General features: G+C 71.3%; 12 protein-coding genes. 5 read left to right on the plus strand and 7 right to left on the minus strand.

What is annotated here, in order from left to right:
* Positions 1–61 precede the first annotated feature (61 nt).
* A complete protein-coding gene (locus AC2CHE_RS18720; protein ID WP_484506185.1) occupies positions 62–916 on the plus strand; it encodes an alpha/beta fold hydrolase in 855 nt (284 codons plus the stop codon).
* Between the two features lie 74 nt (positions 917–990).
* Here the strand turns inward: AC2CHE_RS18720 and AC2CHE_RS18725 are convergent, their stop codons facing one another.
* From AC2CHE_RS18725 to AC2CHE_RS18735, 3 genes are all read right to left on the minus strand, one after another.
* Complete coding sequence (locus AC2CHE_RS18725) at positions 991–7179, minus strand: S8 family serine peptidase (protein WP_484506186.1); 6189 nt, start codon at positions 7177–7179, stop codon at positions 991–993.
* 14 nt (positions 7180–7193) lie between these two features.
* The gene (locus AC2CHE_RS18730) at positions 7194–7346 is read right to left on the minus strand and encodes a hypothetical protein (RefSeq protein WP_484506187.1); all 153 of its coding nucleotides are present in this window, start codon (positions 7344–7346) and stop codon (positions 7194–7196) included.
* Between the two features lie 81 nt (positions 7347–7427).
* The gene (locus AC2CHE_RS18735) at positions 7428–10382 is read right to left on the minus strand and encodes an ATP-binding protein (protein WP_484506188.1); all 2955 of its coding nucleotides are present in this window, start codon (positions 10380–10382) and stop codon (positions 7428–7430) included.
* A gap of 141 nt (positions 10383–10523) precedes the next feature.
* Here AC2CHE_RS18735 and AC2CHE_RS18740 point away from each other — a divergent pair, with 141 nt between their 5' ends.
* The gene (locus AC2CHE_RS18740) at positions 10524–10928 is read left to right on the plus strand and encodes a hypothetical protein (protein WP_484506189.1); all 405 of its coding nucleotides are present in this window, start codon (positions 10524–10526) and stop codon (positions 10926–10928) included.
* Here the strand turns inward: AC2CHE_RS18740 and AC2CHE_RS18745 are convergent.
* The 3 genes from AC2CHE_RS18745 to AC2CHE_RS18755 form a co-directional block, all read right to left on the minus strand.
* Positions 10912–11727 carry a DNA glycosylase AlkZ-like family protein gene (locus AC2CHE_RS18745; protein WP_484506198.1) on the minus strand — a complete coding sequence of 272 codons (816 nt, stop codon included), beginning with the start codon at positions 11725–11727 and terminating at the stop codon, positions 10912–10914. The two genes, AC2CHE_RS18740 and AC2CHE_RS18745, sit on opposite strands and share 17 nt — an antisense overlap.
* A 323-nt stretch (positions 11728–12050) precedes the next feature.
* Positions 12051–12638, minus strand: coding sequence for an HAD family hydrolase (locus tag AC2CHE_RS18750; RefSeq protein WP_484506199.1), 588 nt, complete (start codon positions 12636–12638; stop codon positions 12051–12053).
* 45 nt (positions 12639–12683) lie between these two features.
* Positions 12684–13172, minus strand: coding sequence for a GNAT family N-acetyltransferase (locus AC2CHE_RS18755; protein ID WP_484506190.1), 489 nt, complete (start codon positions 13170–13172; stop codon positions 12684–12686).
* Positions 13173–13307: 135 nt separating this feature from the next.
* Between AC2CHE_RS18755 and wrbA the strand changes: the two genes are divergently transcribed.
* Positions 13308–13925 carry an NAD(P)H:quinone oxidoreductase gene (gene wrbA / locus AC2CHE_RS18760; RefSeq protein WP_484506191.1) on the plus strand — a complete coding sequence of 206 codons (618 nt, stop codon included), beginning with the start codon at positions 13308–13310 and terminating at the stop codon, positions 13923–13925.
* Positions 13926–14019: 94 nt separating this feature from the next.
* On the opposite strand, the gene AC2CHE_RS18765 is transcribed toward wrbA, so the two are convergent.
* On the minus strand, positions 14020–15930 hold the full coding sequence (locus AC2CHE_RS18765) for an anthranilate synthase family protein (RefSeq protein ID WP_484506192.1): 1911 nt from the start codon (positions 15928–15930) through the stop codon (positions 14020–14022).
* A gap of 249 nt (positions 15931–16179) precedes the next feature.
* Here AC2CHE_RS18765 and AC2CHE_RS18770 point away from each other — a divergent pair, with 249 nt between their 5' ends.
* On the plus strand, positions 16180–17562 hold the full coding sequence (locus AC2CHE_RS18770; RefSeq protein WP_484506193.1) for an FGGY family carbohydrate kinase: 1383 nt from the start codon (positions 16180–16182) through the stop codon (positions 17560–17562).
* Between the two features lie 123 nt (positions 17563–17685).
* The coding region (locus AC2CHE_RS18775) for a sensor histidine kinase (protein WP_484506194.1) at positions 17686–20041 on the plus strand (2356 nt) is incomplete at its 3' end.

A 20041-nucleotide genomic window follows, 5' to 3' on the forward strand; every position in this document is an offset into this window, starting at 1 on the left:
ATCTCTGCCGTGGGCAGAATGCGGAGCCGACGGCGCGGTCCGGCTGCTCTAACCTCGTCTGATGACCTCCATTACGGAGCGGCCGACGACCACCGTGACCCTGTCCGCCGGCCCGGTGGAGTATCGGTTGGACCAGCGCGGGGACGTGGTCGTCGTGGTGTTTCACGGTGGTCACATGCGCGCTGGTCTGGCCCTGGACGAGCGGGTCTACGCCGAGGCGGACGTCACCGTGCTGGCGCCGTCGCGTCCTGGGTACGGCCGCACCCCGGTCACCACCGGGACGACCGTGCCCGGCTTCGCCGACGTGACCGCCGACCTGTGCCGGCACCTGGGCATCGAGCGGGTCACGGCGGCGGTCGGCATCTCCGCGGGCGGGCCGACCGCGGTGGCCTTCGCGGCCCGTCATCCGGACCTGGTGCAGCGGCTGATCACACAGGCTGCGGTGGGGCCGCTGCCCTATCCGGACCGCCGTACCCGCCTGCTGGCGGGGCTGATGTTCTCGCCCCGCACCGAGGGCGTGACGTGGGGCGGGATGCGTTCACTGCTGCGCCGCTCACCGGAGCGTGGCCTGCGGCAACTGTTCGCCGGCCTGGCCACCGGCCCGGCGGACCAGGTGCTCGCCGAGTTGACCCCGGCGCAGCGTACCCAGTTGGTCTGGCTCTTCTCCCGGATGCGCTCCGGCGCCGGCTTCTGCAACGACCTGCGCCCCCGCGACGACCTCACCGCGCAGGTCACCCAGCCGGCCCTGGTGATCGCCAGCCGTCGCGACGGTGCGGTGCCGTTCGCCCACGCCGAGGCACTGCTCGCCGGGATCTCCGGGGCCGAGCTGATCGAGAGCCAGGCCGATCACCACTTCTACGAGTTCGCCGCGGACTGGCCGACCATCACCGACACGGTGCGTGCCTTCCTGACCTAGTCGTGGTCAGAGCCGCCACGGAGGAAATCCTTCGTGGCGGCTCTGACCATTGTTGACGGACAGGTGCGGCTATCTCACAGGCGCGGGTCCTGCTGGACCTTGAGGGCGTTGAGGACCGGGTCGCGCTCGCCCTTCTCGCGGCGAAGCTCGACCTTCAGATCGCCACCGGTGTGCTCGACGGTGAACGTGTTCACGTCGGCGGTCAGCGCACCCACCTTCGCCTGCACATCGTGGTCGTGTAGCGCGACCTTGCCGTCGACCAGAACATCGAAGGCACGCTGGCCGGGCCTGACCTTCTCGATCTCCGCGAAGTCGAGGGTGATTCGGTACTTCCCGGCGGGCGCGTTCCTGAACACGTAGTTGAACGTCTTGCCGGTCCGCTGGGTGCGGAACAGCGCGTCGTCCTCGGTGCCGGCGATGTCGGCCTTGGTGGCACGCGCCTTGCCGCCGACGTAGCCCCACGGCCGCGAATCGAGCCGCTGGTCCCCCGACCAGACGAAGCCGTCGGTGCCGATGTACCCGGCACCGCCGACGTTGACGCCCTTCCAGTAGGCCGAGGTCGCCATGCGGACCGGCTTGAGCTGGGCCTCGCCCTTGCCGGCGTTCGACGCCACGAGCACGGCGCCGGCGAGCAGGCCGGGCTCGACGTCGGCACTGTCAGCCGTCGCCGTGACCGTGGTGGACTCGCCGACCGCGAGCTCGACCGTGCCGGTTGCGGCCGCGCCAGTGAGGGTCAGCCACGGAAGGTCGGCGGCCTCGTGCCCGCCGTCGCTGGTGCGCTTCCGCTCGCTGATCCGCACCTCGAGCGGGGCGGAGCCGGTGTTGGTCACGGTCACGTCGGCCGTCGCCTTCTGGTCCCTGTCGAGGAGCCAGTCGAGGTCACCTGTCGTGACGGTGGCGACGCCCGTGGTCAACGCCGTGTCGACCACCTCGGCCTGATCCTTCTTGGCGATGGTCACCGGGTGGCTGGCGGTGACGTAGTTCGGCACCGAGACCTGCACGGTGTTCTCGCCGACCAGCGCCTGGGCCTTCCACCGGCCCTGCTCGTCGGCGGTGATGACCCGTTCGCCGCTCGGCCCGCCGAGCGTGACGATGGCACCCGCGATCGGCTCGCTGTCGTTCGCGTCGGTGACCGTGCCCTCGATCGTGCCTGCGGCCGGGAGGGTGTACTCCAGCCCCAGGCCGGCCGTCAGGATGGGCTCGTCGAAGGAGTACTGGCTCGCGGGATTGCCCGCCAGGCTCTGCAGGCCGACCGTCGCCGACGACCCTCGGGTGAGGGGATTGTCGCCGCCGATGCCGTCGCCGTACCCGATCTGGACCCGACCGTCCGCGACCAGGGTGACCGAGAAGCTCACGCGAGCCGTCGGGTCGCTGTCGAAGGTGACATCGCGCCATTCGATGACCTGCGCCGCCACCCCGTCCACCTGGGTCGTGCCGAGGTAGATGCCTGCCTGGGCGTCGACGATGAGGTCGTCCCAGAGCGGATAGATCGCGTCCACCGGACTCGGCGACGGCAGAGCCGTGTTGTTTCGGAGTGTGCTGTAGCGGTCGAAGACAAGCATGCCGTTCGTCGTCACACACACGCCGTCCCAGGCCGTGTCGTAGAACGGGAACAGGAAGCTGGAGTCGAACCACAGCACGCCGCAGACGTCATCGCCGTGCCACCCGGACTCCTCGGTGCCCTGGCGGTAGAGCCCGTCGGTCACCGTCATCGAGTACGAGCGACCGGCGGGGGCCACCGGCACGGGGCCCGGTTCCGGCTGCTCGGGCTGGGGCTCCGGCTCCGCCGCGTCCGCGCGCGGATCGCGCGTCACCCGCAGCGCGGCAACGGTCGGGGCCTTCAGTCCCTTCGAGCCCCGCAGCTCCACGGTCAGCGGACCACCCTCGTGCTGCACGACGGCGGTGCGCCAGTCGGCGGTGTTCGACCCCACGACCGCGGCCGCGTCGTACGCGTACTCCGCAAGCGAACCGTTCACGAGGACGTCGAACACCCGCTTCCCCTTCGCCACCTTCTCGATCTCGGCAAACCCGAAGTCGATCGCGTAGGTGCCCTTGGGCGCGTCGGGGAAGCGGTAGAACAGCTCCTTCTGCCGCGTGGTGCGCTGCGACTGGAACAGGGCGTCGTCCGTCGTGCCCGCGATGCCGGCCTTCGTGGTGGCGACCTTCGTCTTGCCCTCGTAGCCCCACGCCCTCTTGCTCGCGGCCTGGTCGCCGGACCAGGTGTAGCCGGAGGCGTCGGTGAAGGAGGGGCCGCCGGCGTTGACGCCGACCTGGTACTTCGTGGTCGTGAGCGTCACCGGGATGTAGGTCTTGGACTGGCGTCCGGAGTCGGACCTGACCACGATGTTCGCGCCGAGAACTCCTGGCTTGGTGTCCTTCGAGGAGATCGAGACCCTGACGGTGGTCGACTCACCCGGGGCGAGGGTTCCGCCGGTCGAGGAGAGCGACAGCCACGGCAGGTCGGTCAGCAGGTCGTCCTCGACGTCAACAAGCACGACGTCATCGGCGATCTGGTCCACCGCCCACAGCGCACCGGTCGAGTCGGTCTCGAGCCCGCCGCCCTGGCGTGGCTTCTGGTCGGGGAACCACCATGCGTTCACCAGCGAGCAGTCGTCGGGGTCGACCTGCAGCAGGCGGGTGGGCCGATTCGAGGTGAGGTCGGTGTACCAGATGGTGTCGGACGTCTGGTTGTAGGCCAGGCCAATCACCTCGGGCAGCGGTGGGGCGCAGAAGGACAGCAACGCACCCGGGTTGTCGTGCGACGTCCCGGCGACGGTTCCGATCATGCCGTTCGCCCGGCCGCCGACATAGAACACGTCCGCCTTCGGGTTGTAGGCGAGTCCGGTCAGCTGCAGCGTGGACCAGTCACCCTTGATCTGCCGGGTCTTCGTCCCGGTCTTCCGGTCGAAGCAGTGGATGAAGCTGGCGGGGCTGTCCTCCATCTGACACATGTCACCGGTCCTGGTGTCGAGCGCCATGTCGAACGCCCGGTACGCGGGGTTCCACGACGCGTCGAAGACCTTCCCGGTCGGCTTGCCGGTCACCGTGTAGGCGGTGTTGGTCCGCGCGAAGTAGTCGTGGACCCAGACGTCGCCGTCGTACCCGATGCCGGTGGGCTCCTTCTCGTCGATGGTGCCCGGGATGGCGATCCGGGTGATGACGTCACCGCCCGCGGTCGCGCCGACCTTGCCGGCCGCCTGAGCTTCCGCGGCGCTCGCCGTCGCTGCCTTGCCGTCGACGTTCGACGGCTTCAGGCCGCTTGCGCCCGCCCGCCACGCGGCGAGGTCGATCGTGCTGTCCGCACCCTTCCCGGTGCGCCTGGTGGCCGCGGCGGCGTCAAGGTCGGGGTGGCGCGCGGCCTCGCCCAGGTCGTACGTGAGTGGGGCGGAACCCTTGTTGGTGAGCGTCAGCGAGCCCACGCCGTTCTGGTCGGTACCCAACAGCGCGTCGAGGCCGTCGGCCTTCAGGCCAGCGACACCCGTGGTCAGCCGTACGTCGATCTTGGCATTCGCGTAGAGCTTGTCGAGGGTGAAGGGGTGTGTCGAGGTCGTGTAGTTCGACTTGTCGACCGTCATGGTGTAGCTGCCGAGCGGAAGCTGGCGATGCACGATGCCCGTCGCGTCGGTGGTGACGGTCTCGACGAGCCCATTCGGATTCGTGAAAGAGACCTTGGCCCCGGCCACCGGCAGCCCGTCGTTCTGGTCGACGACGGTCGTGTCGAGGTACCCGAAGTCAGGCAGGTCGTAGGTGACGATCATCCCGTCGCGCAGCACCGGGGCGCTGTCGGAGAACCGGATGCCGTCGACGCCAGCCCAGCCCTGTATGCCGGTGACGGCGTGGGCGCCGGCGGTCACCGGGTCGTCGGTCCCGACGCCGTCGCCGTACCCGAAGATCACGGTGCCGGAGCGGGTGAGCGTGGCCGAGAAGTTCACCGGCTCGGTGTGCTCCGACCGGGTCGGATAGGCCCAGATCCTGGCCTTGCGGAACTCGACGACGAACGCGTCCTCGCCGTTGACCTTGGTGGCCGCCGTGAAGACTCCGCCGCCAGGGGCGAACTCGACGGGGCTCTGGACGTAGAACGGGAAGACTCCCGCGCCGCCGAACCCGGGTCCGGTGCTGGTGTCCGGGGAGATCACGCCGCGCCGGCTGACACTGAGGGTGTCGTGGCTGCCGTTGTAGAGCGCGACCGGGAACGGCAGCTGCACCGTCGCCCACACGCCACTTGTGAACGCGACCGGGTCGGTGCCGCGCAGGTACTCGCCGTCGGAGACGGCGCAGCTGTAACCGCCCTCGTCAACGACGAGCCCGACGGTTATCTCACGCGACTCGTTCTGCGCGCCGACGGTCAGCGGGACGGTCGCGGGCGCGAAGCAGGCGTTGGGCTTGACGTCCAGCGTGTACCCGCCCTCGGGTACGGCGCCGATCGTGAACGCGCCGTTGGCGTCCGTGCGTACCGGCTTCAGCGGCGTGTCCCGGACGGAGACGTCGGCGTTCGGTACGGGCCGCTTCTTCTCATCGACGACCCTGCCGCTGACGTCGTGCCTCGCGGCGGCCGTGAGCGGTAGCTTGACGGAGGTGTCCTGGCCGAGGGAGATCGTGACGTCCGCGGTCGCGGTCAGGTAGCCGAAAGCCTGGGTGCTGAGCTGGTAGTCGCCGGCCGGCAGGTTCGTGGTGAACCGGCCGTCCTCGTCGGTTCTTGTCGACCGGCTGAACGGCCCGCTGATCGTCACCTTGGCGGCGGAGACCGGGGCGCCGTCGGCGGTGACGACACCGGTGAGGGTGCCGCCCTCACGGGGCGCGAGCTCGAGCAGGCGGACGAGGTCGAGCCGCCCCTCGCCGTACTTGTTGTTGTCCTCGGCGGTGCCGCCGCACTCGGTGTCGTCGACGTCGACGGCCGACTCGGCGAGCAGGCGGCGAGCCGTCTCGACCTGCCCGATGAGGGTCGGGTCGTAGCTCCACAGTGCCGCGACGGCGCCGGCGACGTGGGGTGCCGCCATCGAGGTGCCGGACAACTGGGCGTAGCCGTTGTTCGGGTAGGCCGAGCGGACGCCCTCGCCCGGTGCGGAGATCTCGGGCTTGACCTCGCCACCTTCACCCTCGCCCTTGCGGGAGAACAACGCGAGCGTACCGTCCGACCGGTAGGCACCGACGGAGTAGGCGCTCGCGGCGGAGCCGGGCGAGGAGACGGTGTCGCAGGCCGCGTACGGCGCGGTGTTGCCCGAAGACCAGACGCTGAAGATGCCGGCGGCGCTCCAGGCCTCGTCGATGGCCCGGAAGAAGTCGTCGAAGCTGTGCTCGACGGACTGGCCCCACGAGTTGTTGATGACGTGCGGGCGCTTGGACGGGTCCGGGTTGTCCCCGTGGACGTCGGTCGGGGCGAGCAGCCACCAGCCGGACCGCAGCAGCGACTCGACACCGGTGCTCTCGCAGCAGCCGTTCGTCGCGATCCACTGCGCGTCCGGGGCGACACCGACGTGGTTGGTGCCGTCGTCGCCGACCATGGTGCCCATGGTGTGCGTGCCGTGTCCGTCGTCGTCGCAGGGTGCGCCCGTGCACGTGCCCCGGGTGGCCATCCAGTTGTAGTTGTGGTCGAAGGTGCCGTCGGGCTTCGTGCCGCGGTACTGGTGCATCAGCGCGGGGTGGTCGAATTGGACGCCCGAGTCGAGGTTGGACACGGTGATGCCCGCACCGGTGGCGCCCATGGCCCACGCCTGCGGAGCGTGGATGGCGTCGAGACCCCACGTGGAGGCGCCTTCATCGTCGGTGGCCTTCGGGTCGGCGGGGCGGGCAGCCCGGTCAGCCAGGCCCTTCTCGTCGACGGGCTCGATCAGCGCGACCTGCGGCGTCGCCTGGATCTCGGCGACCTGCACCTTCGTGGCCACGTCGAGGGCGAGCTTCTCGTTGCCCCCCTTCACGAGCACCTTGTTGACGATCGGGTAGGAGGTGTATTCGACGCCCGCCCGGTCGAGCTCGGCCGAGACGGACGCCAGGGAGTTCTTCGCCGCTGTGACCAGCGCGTCGTAGACGAACTGACCGCGAGCGTTCCAGTCGGTGATCTTCTTCGCCGGCTCTAGGTCGGCTGCGGTGTCGAACGTGATCCAGAAGTCAGCAGCCGGAGCCGTGCGGAACCGGTCCTTCAGATCCGAGGCGATCTTGTCGGCGGCGGCACCTGGATCCGGCACGGCGGCGGACGCCGGTGATGCCTGGATCACGCTCAAACCGACTGCTGCGGCCAGCGTAGCCGCGAGGGCTTTGAGTTTCATGTCGATCCTTCGGCCTACAGGGGTTGGTAGGGGTCGTGGTTGTTGTGGTCGTCGCCACCGTCGGCGTCGTGGGCGTCGGGGGCACTGACGCGCGGCTCGCGGAGCAGCTCGGTTGCTGGCGGGTGCTCGGTGGCGGCATCGTCACGCGCGGATGGTTGCTCAGGCATGCATTGCCATAGGGCGATGGATCATGGAGCCATGCTCGGGGGGACCGAGTGGTCGTCGCTATCCAGCGGATACGTCAATTTTCACGACGGGGCGTCGAGAAAGTCCTCTTCGGCGAACACTCCGGCCTCGACTGCCTTGACCGCGAGCGCAGTCCGGGAGGTCACCTTCAGCTTGCGCATCGCCGCACGCAGCTGTTGATCCACCGTGGCCGGGGACTTGGCCAGGATCCGGCTGATCTCCCGGTTGGTCTTGCCGGCGACAACCAGTTGAACCACGTCGAGCTCGCGCGGTGAGAGCTGGTCGCCGTACCCTCGTCGGCCACCGCGCCACAGTCGCGGGACCTCGGCACCGTGTTCGCGAAGCCGCTGTGCGACACGGTCTGCGTCGCCGCGAGCCCCGAGCCTGAACAGCTGCTCGTACTGTGCGGCCAGCAGCTCCCGGCCGTGTTCGATCTGGCCCTGCGCGATGAGCGCCTCGGCCTGACGCTCCCGGGCGAGCATGGCGTCGTAGGGGCGCGGCAACGCGCTCCAGGCGCGCGCCGCCCGGTCGTGTGCCGTCGCCGCGCGAGCGTGGTCTCCGGCCGCGGCGAGCAGCAGAGCACGGCACACGGCGAGCGCGGCGCGGGGCGCAGGCGCCGTTCGGCCACGCAGTCCCCTGGCGAGCTGGTCGCCCAGGCGGGTCGCGGTCGCGAGGTCGCCGGCGGCGAGGTGCGCCTCGATCCGGGCGGGCACGAGGTCGGTCGCCCAGATCCAGATGCCCTTTCTCCGGACGGTGTCCATCGGCTCGTTCGTGACCTGCAGCGCCCGGCCGCTGTTTCCGTCCGCCAGCCACAGTTTGGCAAGCGCAGCGGCGGCCTCCATCGTGTCGTCGGCTGCGCCGAGACGGGCGGCCTCCTCGAGAACCAGGCGGAACTGCTCCTCCGCGGCCCGCCGCCGTCCGGTTGCGGCTGCCAGCCGCGCCGCGAGCCGGATACTGCCGAGGTAGTGCGCCGGCCGGTCCCGGTCGGCGTCGGCGAGTGCCGCGCTGCGGTCCGCGAGCCCCTCCCACCGGCCGGTGAGCCACGCCAGGTTGGCCTGTTCGAGTCGGACATTATGCTGCAACCGGGACGCCTGCTCGGCCTCCGCAAGGCGGATCGCCACGGCGAGGTGTTCCTCAGCGTCGGCGTACCGACCCCAGATCAGCGCGCCCGTCCCGACATTCGTGTGGATGCGGGCCACGTCGAGACGCTCCGCCGAGGTCGCACCGTCGACGGGTAGGTCAGCGACGACGTCCCAGGCCTCCGCTTCGCCGAGCATGAGCAACGCCGCGGCCCGGTTGCCGGCCAGGTTCAGCCGCTCTGCGGGAGAGTCGACTTCCGTGGTGAGTTCAGCGGCGCGATCAAGCCAACGCCGATGAGTCGACGCCGGCCACGGTCCCGCATAGGCCCATCCGAGGTAGGTCATCGCCCGAGCCGCCTCGACCGGGTCGTGGTCGAGGTTGGCCACCGCCTGCTCCAGCTCGCTGAGTGCGGCCTGCGCCTCGCCCCCGCGGATCAGGAGCCGACCCAGGGGATTGCGGATCTCGGCCTGCTGGCGGGCGGAGAGGCCGGGGGTCTCCAGCACCGAGCGCAGAGTACGGATCACACGGTGGTAGACCTCGTCGACCGGTTCACGACGGCCCAGTGCGGCAACTCCGGCGATGCGCGCGACCCGGGTCCGATCCACCGCCGGCAGCACGGCATACCGCAACAGTTCGACGAGCAAGTCGACCGCCTTGGTGTGGTCACCCGAGGCTACGGCCCGCTCGGCACCCTGCTCGGCGTAGCGCGCCCAGCACCGGGTTTCGCCCGCCTCACGGAAGTGGTGGGCAAGGCGTGCCACCGGCTGCGGATGGATGTTCTCCAAAGCGCGGCCAGCCAGCAGGTGAAGGCGTCTACGGTCGGTCAACGGGATCGCTTCGTAGACAGCCGTGGCTGCCAGCACATGCCGGAACCGCCACTGGCCGCGGTCGCCCGCGTCCAGGACGCCGGCGTCGGCCGCCTCCGCGATGGCGTCCTGACACGCGGCGGGTGACAGGCCGGCGGTCGCCGCGATCGTGGCCACCGATGACCGTTCGGCCAACGTGGCCGCGGCCCGCAACACCTGCTGTGCCGGCGGCGACAGCCGGCCCACCCGCTCCCGGGTGGAGTCGCGCACCGTTGGCGGCACCCGTAGCTCGCGCAGCTTGAGCCGGACCCACTGCCCGTCGCGGAAGACGAGGTCGGCACGGTCGCACGCGAGGCGTACCGACTCCTCCAGTGCCAGCGGAACGCCACCGGTCCGCTCGTGCAGGAACGTCGCGAACTCGTGCGATACCGGGTTGCCGTCCAGCATCGAGGACACCAGCGCTGCCGTGTCGTCGGGTCGCATCGGGGCCAGGGCGATCCTCAGCTGGGTCACGCCCGCAGGCAACCGGGACGTCAGCCGCAGCAACAGCGACCCGTCGCCCACCTCCTCCGGCCGATAGGAGATCACCAGGCTTGGCCCGTCCGTTTGCTGCCGGGAGGTGACGAACAGCAGGAACTCCAAGGTCACCTCGTCGGCCCAGTGAGCGTCCTCGAGCACGAGAACGTCGACCCGCAGCGCCCGCAGCAGCTCGTCCAGGGCGCGGAACAGGCGATGCCGTGCCGCCTTCGCATCGTCCAAGGGTTGCAGCGCGGGCGGCAGGTCCGAGGACCACTCAGGGAACAGGGGCCGTAACGCACCCGCGAGCGCGGTGAGCGGCAATCGCGACACCGGAGTGTCGACCCCACGGAATGCGTCGACGATCGGTCCCAAGGTCAGCGACTCGCGAAGCGGTGGGCACACCGAGACCAAGGCGGTGCGCTGGTCCGGCACCGCCAACCACTCTCGCAGCAGCCGGCTCTTCCCGATCCCCGCCTCGCCCTCCACCAGCACGATCGCCGGTGGCCGGGCCACGGCGCCCCGCAGCGCCGCCATCTCCCGATCGCGACCCACGAAGGCCGGCGTCGGAACAGTCGGCGAAGTCCCGTCGTCCTCGGGTGAGGGGTCGAGCATGCGTGATGATCTCGCTTTTGACGGCTCGGGCACAAGTGCCGTCACGGCGAAACCCGTCGTGGGATCCTCAGTCGGAGTGCCGGATCAGCCTGGGTGGGCACCGCGCAGCCGTCATGGCCCGTAGACCCGTGGGAAGACGTGATGTCGAAGGTCGTCATTCGAGCCGCCGCCGTCGCTGGCGCGGCAGGAACCCTCATCGCGGCCTTCGGCCTGCCCTGGGCCTGGTACGGCGACCGGGCCGTACGCCTCACCGAGTTCCCGGGGTGGGGCTGGTATGCCGGCGCGGCCGTTCTACTCAACGTGGTCACCGTGTGGACGATCGTCCAGCCAGGCCGTCGAGGATGGCTGTCGCTGGTGGCCGGTGGGTTCGGTGTCGGCACGATCGTGGCCGCCGTCGTTGTCATGACCAACTACGCCGACGTGTTCCTCGGCCCGGTCGTCCCTGCGGTCCGTCCGTCGCTCGGGCCGGGCGGGTCGGTCGCGGTGCTGGCGGGACTCGCCAGCCTGAGCGCCGTGGTCGCCTCGCGGTTCAGTCGCTCCAGTTGACCCGGGGCGGCAGGGCGAGGAAGTCGGCGTACCGGTGCAGCGCCTGCTCGACCTGCTCGCGGCGGGCCGGGCCGAGGTCGGCCAGCGGTTGCACGGTGAGGGTGACGCGGGTCCTGGTCAGGCTCCGTTTCCAGGTGCCGACCACCCGGCCACCGACCACGACGGTGGCCTGGAAGACGCCGTTGCCGCCGGGAATGATGGCCTGCTTGTGCTCCGGGTCGAGCATCAGCGCGCGGTCCTTGTAGCCGAGCAGGTACTCGTCGAAGCCGGGCAGGGTCAGCACGTCGTCCACCACGGCGCGGGGCGCGTCCAGCAGCGGCGTGTGCAGCACCGACTCGACGCCGTCGACCAGGACGGTGGTCAGCTCCGCACCGGCGGCGGCGATGTCGGCCGCCACCAGCGCGGCCACGCACTCGGCGCGGGTCAGCCGGCCGCCTCCGGCGAGGGCCGCACCCAGTACGTCTACCGCGCGGTCCGCTTCCGCCTCCGCCAGGCCGAGGAACTCACGTCGCTTCGCCGCGCCGCTGAGCGCGCGTACGCCGGTCAGCTCCAGCAGCCAACGGGCGTCGCGGGCCGGCACCAGGTGGATGGTGCCGCGCATCGGCCAGGTCCGCAGTGCCTCCCGGCGCTCCAACGCGGCATGCACGTCGGTGTGGGTCGACCCGGGCAGCCGTACGCCCAGCGACCACGCGCCGCTGGCCAGGTCCTGTGCCTGCATGGCGCCGAACCACTCCACCACGTCTGCCACCGTCGTCGGCGCGGCGGCGTTGGGATGAGGGCGCAACAGCAGGCTGGTCATCCGCAGCGCGAGGGCCTCGGAGCCGCTCAGTGCGATCGTCCCGGGACGTGCCACGTCGTCGGCCGCCTTCCACTCGCTGGTCGACGGCAGCATAGGCGCGGGCACTGACAACACGACCTGCCCGGTGTCCGAGCGGCTCCCCTGATCGCGCTACGCCAACGTCATTGGTGGCGAAGCGCGATCCCCCGTTCAGGTCGACCGGTGCGGGGCGGCGACGGGATCGCCGGCACCGGTGCCATCAGGATGACGTTTTCCTACCTGTACGAGAACTGTGAACCACGCAACTTGCGGATATCTTGAGCAAGCCGGGGGCGGGCTCGCGGTCAGCCCCGGCGCGGTTGCGGCACCCGGACGGCGGCCATGCCCGCCGCGGTCGCCGCCTCGATGCCCAGGTCCGCGTCCTCGAAGACCAGGCAGGACCTCGGTGGTACGCCGAGCAGTTCGGCGGCGCGCAGGAACGGCTCCGGGTCGGGCTTCGGGCGGGCGTAGTCGCCCGCGCAGACCAGGACGTCGAAGCGGTCGAGGATGCCCAGCGCGTCGAGCGAGGCGGTGACCGCCTCCCGGGTGCTGCCGGAGACCACGGCGAACGGGACGCGTCCGTGCGCTTCGTCGATGTGTTGCAGCACACCGGGGATGCCGGCGGCGGTCGGCAGCAGTTGCTGGAAACGCGTCTCGCGGTGGGCGACGACCGCCTCCACCGGCATGTCCAGGCCGTGCTGTTCGTTCAGGGCGACCACGATGTCCGCGGTCGGCCGCCCGGCCCAGGCGTAGAAGAGGTCCTCGGGGAAGGCGCAGTCCCACCGGTCGAGGGTGTCCCGCCACGCGGTGTAGTGCTGGGGCATCGAGTCGACGATCGTGCCGTCGCAGTCGAACAGGTACGCCTGGAACTCGCCGGTCGGCAGGGGCAACATCACCGGCCCAGGCTATCCGGCGCTGCGCGACGGTCGTCGCGCCGCTCAGAGTCGCCGATACATCACGAGCAGGTCGACGTAGCCCTCGGCGGAGTGTCGGAAGCCCTCCGGGATCCGCCCCACCACCTCGAAGCCGAGCGACCGCCACAGCGCCACCGCGCGGGTGTTGACCGCCACCACCGCGTTGAACTGCATCGCCCGGTAGCCGTCGGCGCGGGCCAGACCCAGCACGTGTTCGCCGAGAGCCCGCCCGATCCCGCGCCCGGCCGCCGCCGGGGCGACCATGAAACTGGCGTTGGCGACGTGCGCCCCGGGGCCGAGCTGGTTGGGGGTCAACTTGGCCGAGCCGAGGACCGTGCCGTCCCGGTCGACGGCGACCACGGTGCGCCCTGGCGGAGGCACCAGCCACATCTGCCGAGCCCGCGCCTCGTCGACGTCCCGGGGCCAGGTGTACGTCTCACCCGCGGCGACGATCTCCCGCAGGAACGGCCAGATTCCGGGCCAGTCATCGGCGGTCGCGATCCTGATCTCCATCACCGGTCAGCCTGCCAGCTCGCCGCCGGTGCCGGCCACCGAAATTATGCCGCCTGTATCGGTGGACACCGCCGGTGTTTGTCGGCGCAATCATCGGGTAGTCGCCGAAGCTGATCCCGAAAGAAAGGACGAGCGATGGCGGCACAGGTCAAGGTGGCGGTGATCTACTACAGCGCCACGGGCATCACCTACCAGATGGCGCAGGCGGCCTGCGAGGCCGCCGGTGAGGCGGGTGCGGAGGTGCGGCTGCGCAAGGTACGCGAGCTGGCACCGGACGAGGCGATCCGCTCCAACTCGGGATGGCATGCGCACCGGATGGAGACCCAGGATGTGGAGGAGGCACAGCCGGACGACCTGAGCTGGGCGGACGTGGTGATCTTCGGTTCGCCGACCCGCTACGGCCTGGTCTCCGCCCAGCTCAAGCAGTTCATCGACACCACCGGCCCGCTGTGGGGCCAGGGGGCGCTGGCGAACAAGGTCTACTCGGCCTTCACCTCCACCGCCACCGAGCACGGTGGGCAGGAGTCGACGCTGCTCTCGCTGTTCCACGTCTTCTACCACTGGGGCGGGATCGTGGTCGCCCCCGGGTACACCGAGCCGAGCCAGTTCACCGCCGGCAACCCGTACGGTGCCTCGCACACCAGCAACAACGGCGAGATCGCACCCGACCACGTCGCGCTGGGGGCGATGGCGCTGACCGCCAAGCGGGCGGTACACATCGGCGCGGCGCTCAAGCAGGGCCTGGCCGGCTGAGCGGTCCAGGGCAGAAGGACCGACGGTCCGGGCGGGGGCTCTCAGACCCGCCCGGACAGTCGGCTGTCCACAGCGCTACCCGGGATCGGGCCGGCTATGCCTGCGCCGCCGGGGACAACTCGCCGGCCGGTGCCGGCAGCAGGTCGCGCAGCAGCTCGGTCAGCACCGGCACGCCGTCCGGGCTGAGCACCGATTCGGGATGGAACTGCACGCCGGCGAAGCCGCGGCCCCGCAGGGCGTGTACCGCGCCGTCGGCCTCGTCGCGGGCCAGCTCCACCGGCCCGTACGGCCCGTCGTGGCGGTCAGCGGTGGCGCGAGCCGTGAAGGTGGCGTAGAAGCCGACCCGGCGGGGCGTGCCGAACAGGGGGACCGTGCGTTGCAGCCCCTGGTAGGGCGCGTCCCGGCGGTGCACGGACAACCCGAGCAGACCGGCGAGGAGCTGGTGGCCCAGACAGACGGCGAGCGTCGGGTGCCCGGCGTCCAGCAACTCCGTGAGCAGGACACGCAGCCTGGTCATCTTCTCCGTGTCGCCGGTCGGGTCACCCGGGCCCGGGCCGACCACCACCAGGTCGTACGCCCGGACCGGCTGTTCGTCCTGCCACGGCCGGACGGTCACCGACAGGCCGAGGGCGCCGAGCTGGTGGGCCAGCATCCCGGTGAAGGTGTCCTCCCCGTCGACGATGAGGGCCCGGCGGCCGGCGAGGGCGGGCAGGGCCAGCGCGCCCGGTGGCCGCTGGTCCAGCCAGAACCGGGCCAACGGGGCGTTGCGGGCGGCGAGTGCCGCGCGCACCTGCGGATCATCGGCCAGCCGGTGTGTGGGGTGCGGCGCGGCCGGCGCCTGCGGTCCGAGACCGAGGGCGGCCAGCACCCCGGCGGCCTTGGCGTGTGTCTCCGCTACCTCGGCGGCGGGGGTGGAGTGGCGGACCAGGGTCGCGCCGACCGGTACCCGCAGCTCACCGGCGGCAGAGATCTCGGCGGTACGGATCAGGATGGGTGCGTCGAGGGTCTGCCGGCCCGTCTCGTCGTGGCCGAGCAGGGCCAGTACCCCGGAGTAGTAGCGGCGTCCGGTGCGTTCGTGCCGGGCGATCACCCGACAGGCGTTCTCCATCGGGCTGCCGGTCACCGTCGGCGCGAACATCGTCTCCCGCAGCACCTCGCGTACGTCCTTCGTGCCCCGTCCGGCCAGCAGGTACTCCGTGTGCGCCAGGTGCGACATCTCCTTCAGGTACGGCCCGACCACCTGCCCGCCGTGCTCCGCGACGGTGGCCATCATCTTCAACTCCTCGTCGAGGACCATGTACAGCTCCTCGGTCTCCTTGGTGTCGGCGAGGAAGCGCAGCAGCGCGGCCCGGTCGGCGGCGGCGCCGGTGTGCCGGAAGGTGCCGCTGATCGGGTTCATCAGCACCAGACCGTCGTCGACGCTGACGTGCCGCTCCGGGCTGGCGCCGACCAGGGTGCGCGTCCCGGTGTGCACCACGAACGTCCAGTACGCTCCGCGCTCCCGGATCAGCAGCGAGCGCAGCGCGGCCAGCGCGGCGGCCAGCGGGGCACCCTGCACCTGGGCGCGCAGGGAGCGGTGGATGACGAAGTTGGCGCCCTCGCCGTGGCCGATCTCGTCGGTCAGCACCCGGGCCACGATGGCGGCGTACTCGTCGTCGCTGATGTCGAAGGCGGCGCCGGTGGTGCGGACGGGCGCGGTCGGCAGCGCGTCCAGCACGCCGGCCAACGGCAGCCGGTGGTGGCGGTCGATGCGGAGGCATTCCAGCGGTACCCCGTCGTCCGCACAGGCGAAGCCCCGCTCGGCGATCTGCCGGTACGGCACCAGGGCCAGCGTCGCCGGGCCGGCGGTGGCGGCGGGCAGGGGAAGGTCGGCGAGCCGGTCGACGGTCGTCACGGTGCCGGTGAACAGGTCGAGATGCTCGGCGCCGTCGCGGCGTAACAGGGCGAACGGGCCGGGGTCGAGGCCGGCGGCGAGCGTGGTGAGCAGGTCGGTGAGCTGGTGCATCGGTCTCCTCGGGCCGGTGACCGCTGTCGGGGGCGGCTCCGGGGACATGACCGGCGGCCGCCTCGTCGGGCGGCCGCGTGGGATGAAGCTACGCGCGGGGGAGGGCCGCCGGGTCGGCGGGCCACCAGCAGGTCAATCGCGCGAGCATGCGAACAGTCTATGCGTCGGACGGTCGGCGCGGAAGCCGATCGGCGGACCCGGTGCCCGGCAGCGTTGTCGCGTCACGATCACCGGGTACGTTGACCCGCGATGAAGATTCTCGCGCTGGACCTGGGCACCTCGTCGGTGCGTGGGCTCGTGATGGACGACGCGCGACCGTTGCCGGGAGCGTTGGCTCGTCGCCGCATGGTGGTCACCGTCGACGACGAGGGTGCCGGCACCCTGGACGCCCGTGCCTACCTGGCCTGCCTGATCGAATGCCTGGACGAGTTGCACGGGCAGGGTTGGTTGGACGGGGTGGAGCTGGTGGCGATCAGCGGCCAGTGGCACTCGGTGGTGCCGCTGGGCGTCGACGACGAGCCGCTCGGCCCGGTGCTGACCTGGCTGGACACCCGGCCCGAACCCTCGGCCACGGCGATCGGCCCGGCCGACCCGGACGCCTTCCACCAGCGCACCGGCACCTGGTGGCACCGCTGTTACTGGTCGATGCGGCTGCCCTGGCTGCGGGACCACACCGGTGACCGGGTCGCCCGGTTCACCGGACTGGTCGAGTACGTGCTCGGCGGGCTGCTCACCGAGGCGCCGATGTCGATTTCCCAGGCGTCCGGGACCGGCCTGCTGGACCTGCACACCCTCGACTGGGATCCGGAGGCCTGCGCGTTGGCCGGCAGCGACGCTGCCGACCTTCCCGAGTTGGCCCCACGCGGCTGGCACGGGAGGCTGCGCGCCGAGTACGGGCGGCGGTGGCCGGCCCTGGCCCGGGCCCGGTGGTCCCCGCCGCTCGGTGACGGGGCCGCCTCCAACGTCGGCTCCGGCTGCGTCGACCCCACCCGGACGGCGGTGACCGTGGGCACGTCCTCGGCGGTGCGGTTGTTGCAGCGGATGTCGACGTCCGCCGAGTCGACCGCCCTGCCGCACCGGTTGTGGCGCTACCGTGTCGACCACGACCATGTGGTGACCGGGGTCGCGTACTCCTCGGGCGGGAACCTGTTCGCCTGGGCGGACCGGGAGCTGCGGCTGCCGACCGGCCGCGAGTTGGAGGCGGCGCTGGACCTGCTGCCGCCCGACGGCGGTCGGCCGGCCAACGTCCGTTTCGGCGGTGACCGCCCGCCGGGCATTCGCCCGGCCGGGCTGGGTGAGCTGCGGGAACTGGGCTTCGGCACCACCGCGGTGGAGATGCTGGCCGGGCTCATGTACGGGGTGTGCGAGCAGGTCGTCGATGACCTGGTGGTGCTGGAGTCCACGGTTGGTCGGCCGGTGGAGGTGGTCCTCGGCGGCGGTGCGATAGCCGCCTCGACCTGGTGGCGGAGAGCGTTCTCGGCGGTGCTGGCCCCCCGGCCGGTCCACTTCGCGCGGCACCCCGAGATCGGAGCCACCGGCGCGGCGCTGGTGGCCACCGGCCGGATCGCCGATGCCGTGGCGGTGGCCGACATCGGCCGGACGGATGATCAAGACTCGGCGACCTCGGCATAGGCTTGCGACCAGCAGTACTCTTCCTGAACGGTTCATAAGGGCAGGGCGTTGACACTGCTCTCGGGCTGGTTGGATGGACCGCGCTCCCCGGACCGCGGCGGACGCGTGGGGGAGGAGGAGCGGGTGGGTGTAGGACCGGAGCAGGCGCCCGGGGTGTCGCAGCACCGCCGGCGTCGGTTCGACGTCCGGGTGGTACCCCACCGACGTCGCTCCGCCCTGCGCCTGCGGGACTGGCGGATGCGTACCAAGCTGGCCACGGTGCTGGTCATTCCGTCGGTCGCCTTCCTGGTGCTGGCGGGGGTGCAGACCCAGAGCCTGGTCAGCCGCGCCAACGTCCTGGGTGACTTCGCCGCGCAGGTCGGCATCGGACGCGAGATCACCGCGCTGACCCACCGGTTGCAGCTGGAGCGCGACCGGACGGCCGGGGAACTGCGCGCGCTGCGTGACGCGGCCGACGAGGAGGCGAGAGAGGAGCGGCTGGCCGTGTTGCAGCCCTATCGTGACGCCGCCGATCAGGCGGCGGCGGAGCTGCGCGCGGCGGCCGAGCCGTTGGCCGAGGCGGACGCCTCGTGGCGGGACGTCTACGGGGGGGCCTCCCAGGCGTACCAGCAGGTCGACAACATCCGGAACTCGCTGACCACGGTGCTGCTCAGCGACGACACCATCATCGGTAACTACCACCGGGCGATCGACGCGTTGCTGAACCTGCTCGCCCAGCCGACGCCCGGCGCCGACCGTCCGGAACTGGACGACGCGGTGCTGCGCTACGTGCAGTTCTCCCGGGCGAAGGAACTCTCCTCGCGGGTCCGGGCGGAGCTGTACTCGGCGGCCCGGGCCGGCAGCTACGACTCCGAGGACGCGGCCCAGTTGCCCGAGCTGCGGGCGCGTCAGCTGACCGCGCTCGGGGCGTTCCGGATCGCGGCGACGAACGCGCAGGTGACCCGCTACGACGAGATGAGCCTGGACCCCGTCTTCATCGCCGCCTCCCGGATGGAGGAGCAGGCGCTGTCGCAGGGCACGTCGGGGTCGGCGGTGCTTGACGCGGAGCAGTGGTGGACGGCCAGTGAGGCCCGCCACGAGCTGTTGCAGCGCTTCGAGGCGAGTGTGCTGGCGGCCTCGGCGCGGCAGGCTGACGACGCGAGCGAGACCCAGCTGCGGGAGACGCTGCTGGTCGTCGGCGTGATCATCACGGTCCTGCTGGTGGCGGTGCTGATCTCGGTGCTGATCGGTCGGTCGTTGGCCCGGTCGATCCGGCTGCTGCGCTCCCAGGCGTTGCGGATCGCACAGATCGAGCTGCCCGAGGCGCTGGCCCGGCTGAGGTCGGTCTCCGGCGGCGTACCGTCGATCGACGTCTCGCCGGCGGTCGTGCGGTCCCTCGACGAGATCGGTGAGCTGGCCGAGGCGTTCGTCGCGGTGCACCGCAGCGCCGTCGGGGTGGCCGTCGAGCAGGCGAACATGCGTCGCAACGTCAACGCGATGTTCATCAATCTCGCGCGACGCAGCCAGGTGCTGGTGGAGCGGCAACTGGAGCTGCTCGACGACCTGGAGCGCGAGGAGGGCGACCCCGAGCAGCTGGAGAACCTGTTCAAGCTGGACCACCTCGCCGCCCGGATGCGCCGTAACGACGAGAGCCTGCTGGTGCTCGCCGGTACCGAGTCGACCCGCCGGTGGAACCGGCCGATCGGGCTGAGCGCGGTGCTGCTGGCGGCCAGCGCCGAGATCGAGCAGTACCAGCGGGTGCGGCACGAGGCGCTGGCGGATCTGCACGTGGTCGGGCACGCGGTGGGTGAGCTGGTGCACCTGCTGGCCGAGTTGCTGGAGAACGCGACCGCCTTCTCCCGGCCGGACACCATCGTGCAGGTGATGGCCCGGGTGGAGGGGCCGGGGGCGGTGATCGAGATCGCCGACCAGGGCCTCGGGCTGAGCGCGACGGCGCTGGCCGAGGCGAATGCGGTGCTGGCCGCCCCGCCGGCCGCCGACGTGGCGACGGTCGAGCGGATGGGTCTGTTCGTGGTCAGTCACCTCGCCGCTCGGCACGGCATCGAGGTGCGGTTGCACGGCGGTGCCGGTGGACTGGTGGCCCGGGTACGCCTGCCGCGTCCGCTGCTCGCCGAAGCGCCGCCGCCGAGCCTGGATCCGGTGCCGTCGCCGCGCGCCGTCGCGACGCCTCGCCCGGTCGCTCCGGCCGATCCGGGGCCGGCGGATCTGCCGGTCGCCGGACGCCGTCCGACCACGGTGCCCCGCCAGACCCACCAGGTGCCGGTACGCGCCGAGGACGTGCTCGCCCCGGCAGCGGCACCGGCCAGCGGCGGGAGCGGCTGGTGGTCGCGGGAGGGCCCCTCGTCGTCGGTCGCCCCCGCGGTCGGGGCCGGCGCGCCGGCCCCCCCGGCCGGGCCGGGGACCGCCGGGTCGTACGAACGGGGCCTGCCGATGGCGGTGCCGATGGCGCAACTAAGTGCGGTGAACCACGCGGCCCCTC

The sequence above is a fragment of the Micromonospora sp. ATLC16 genome, assembly GCF_057196645.1.

What these genes read in the sequence shown, in the direction of transcription:
- AC2CHE_RS18725 (WP_484506186.1), bottom strand. Translation starts at nt 7,179, where the DNA reads ATGAAACTCAAAGCCCTCGCGGCTACGCTGGCCGCAGCAGTCGGTTTG.
- AC2CHE_RS18735 (WP_484506188.1), bottom strand. Translation starts at nt 10,382, where the DNA reads ATGCTCGACCCCTCACCCGAGGACGACGGGACTTCGCCGACTGTTCCG.
- AC2CHE_RS18765 (WP_484506192.1), bottom strand. Translation starts at nt 15,930, where the DNA reads ATGCACCAGCTCACCGACCTGCTCACCACGCTCGCCGCCGGCCTCGAC.
- AC2CHE_RS18730 (WP_484506187.1), bottom strand. Translation starts at nt 7,346, where the DNA reads ATGCCTGAGCAACCATCCGCGCGTGACGATGCCGCCACCGAGCACCCG.
- wrbA (WP_484506191.1), top strand. Translation starts at nt 13,308, where the DNA reads ATGGCGGCACAGGTCAAGGTGGCGGTGATCTACTACAGCGCCACGGGC.
- AC2CHE_RS18755 (WP_484506190.1), bottom strand. Translation starts at nt 13,172, where the DNA reads ATGGAGATCAGGATCGCGACCGCCGATGACTGGCCCGGAATCTGGCCG.
- AC2CHE_RS18745 (WP_484506198.1), bottom strand. Translation starts at nt 11,727, where the DNA reads ATGACCAGCCTGCTGTTGCGCCCTCATCCCAACGCCGCCGCGCCGACG.
- AC2CHE_RS18720 (WP_484506185.1), top strand. Translation starts at nt 62, where the DNA reads ATGACCTCCATTACGGAGCGGCCGACGACCACCGTGACCCTGTCCGCC.
- AC2CHE_RS18770 (WP_484506193.1), top strand. Translation starts at nt 16,180, where the DNA reads ATGAAGATTCTCGCGCTGGACCTGGGCACCTCGTCGGTGCGTGGGCTC.
- AC2CHE_RS18750 (WP_484506199.1), bottom strand. Translation starts at nt 12,638, where the DNA reads ATGTTGCCCCTGCCGACCGGCGAGTTCCAGGCGTACCTGTTCGACTGC.
- AC2CHE_RS18740 (WP_484506189.1), top strand. Translation starts at nt 10,524, where the DNA reads ATGTCGAAGGTCGTCATTCGAGCCGCCGCCGTCGCTGGCGCGGCAGGA.